This is a genomic window from Paraburkholderia sp. EG287B, from assembly GCF_040965595.1.
Classification (GTDB): Bacteria; Pseudomonadota; Gammaproteobacteria; order Burkholderiales; family Burkholderiaceae; genus Paraburkholderia.
The window spans coordinates 1-1428 of sequence record NZ_JBFRCG010000071.1 but is presented as its reverse complement, the minus strand read 5'-3'; the positions used below and the strand labels follow the sequence as shown (position 1 = coordinate 1428).

The window sequence follows — 1428 nt, the reverse complement described above, 5'->3', positions numbered from 1 at the left end:
GGTGTCTTATATGGACGCCTCCCGGTTTGCCAGGTGATATTCGATGTGTGACTGATAGGACGAGGCTGCAGACTTATATCCGGCCTGTGGTGCGGATCAAGATGATCCGCTGGCCCTGATGGAATCTGCCGGGGAAGGCCTCATCTCCTACGTGTCCTCGAAGGACTAGACACCGTTCAGGTTTGCTTTCCCGCGGTCCGACCTGTTTCGCCATCACATGTGTATCAACCTGCGCAACCTATTAGCGACCATGTCTCCATAGTTAGTTGATCTTCTACGCAGCGTGAGCCACGTAACCAGACTGGTACGTTCGAGCGTGGGCAAGCAGCGCCCAGATCGTGCGTGCCGTCTTGTTTGCGAGCGCGACGACCACTACATTGAACGGTCGTCGTGCGAGCAGACGTCGCAGTGAGTCACTCAGGTGCTTCGGATGCGAGAGCACTGCGCGCGCGCCGTGAATCAGCAAGGTGCGCAAGTACACGTCGCCTCTTTTGCTGATGCCCAGGAGCTTCACGCGGCCTCCCGTGCCGCTTTGCCGTGGCACTAAACCGAGGAACGCGGCGAACTCGCGCCCGGAGCGAAACGTGCTCGCCTCGCCGATGGTGGCAATGGCAGCAGTCGCCGTGAGCAGGCCCACACCCGGAATGGCGGCGAGCCGCGTGGCCCCTTCGTTCTGGCGCAACCATGCGGCAAGCCGGTGTTCAATGGCACGGATGTCGCGCGTGAGCGCTTCGATACGCTGCAGTTGTTCGCGAAGCGTGTCGATGATCATGGCGGGCAAGGTGTCGGCCAGCTCGCTCAGCATGCGGGCCGCGTCATTCATGCTGTGCGAGCCGCGATGCACTGCAGCACCGAACTCGTACAGCAAGCCATGCGTCTGGTTAATCTGCATGCGGCGCATCTTGAGCAGTTGGGCGCGCACGCGGTGCAGCGTCAGCACCGCTTGCTGCGCTTCGTTCTTCACCGCGACGAAACGCATTTCCGGCCGTTGTGCAGCTTCCCAGATCGCCTGTGCGTCTGCCACATCGGTCTTGTTGCGCTTCACGAACGGTCGCACGAATGACGGCGCAATGAGCCGAACCTGATGACCGAAGCTCGCGAAGCGGCGCGCCCAGTAATGGGCGCTGCCGCAAGCTTCCATCGCGATGAGCGCGGGCGCCTGTTTCGCGAAGAACGTCACGAGTTGTTCGCGCCTGAGCTGCCGCCGGTTGATCTCGCCCGTGTCCATGTCCACCCAGTGCACCTGAAAGACCCGCTTTGCCAGGTCCACGCCAAATGTCGTAGTCTTCATTTGGAGCCCTCCTTACCCTCAGTGGTCGTTTTGACACCACCACTTTGGCACTCTGATGCCGTCGGGTACAGCGAGGGCTCCGCCGTTCCTACTGCCTCTCCGTTCCGACGCGGGAGGGAGGCGTCCATACCATCTCC

Annotated in this window: 1 protein-coding gene; it reads right to left on the bottom strand. The window is 61.2% G+C overall.

What is annotated here, in order from left to right:
• Nucleotides 1-274: 274 nt before the first annotated feature.
• Entirely contained in the window at nucleotides 275-1291 is a 1017-nt protein-coding gene (locus AB4Y40_RS42705; RefSeq protein ID WP_368692980.1) for an IS110 family transposase, read from the bottom strand.
• Nucleotides 1292-1428 lie beyond the last annotated feature (137 nt).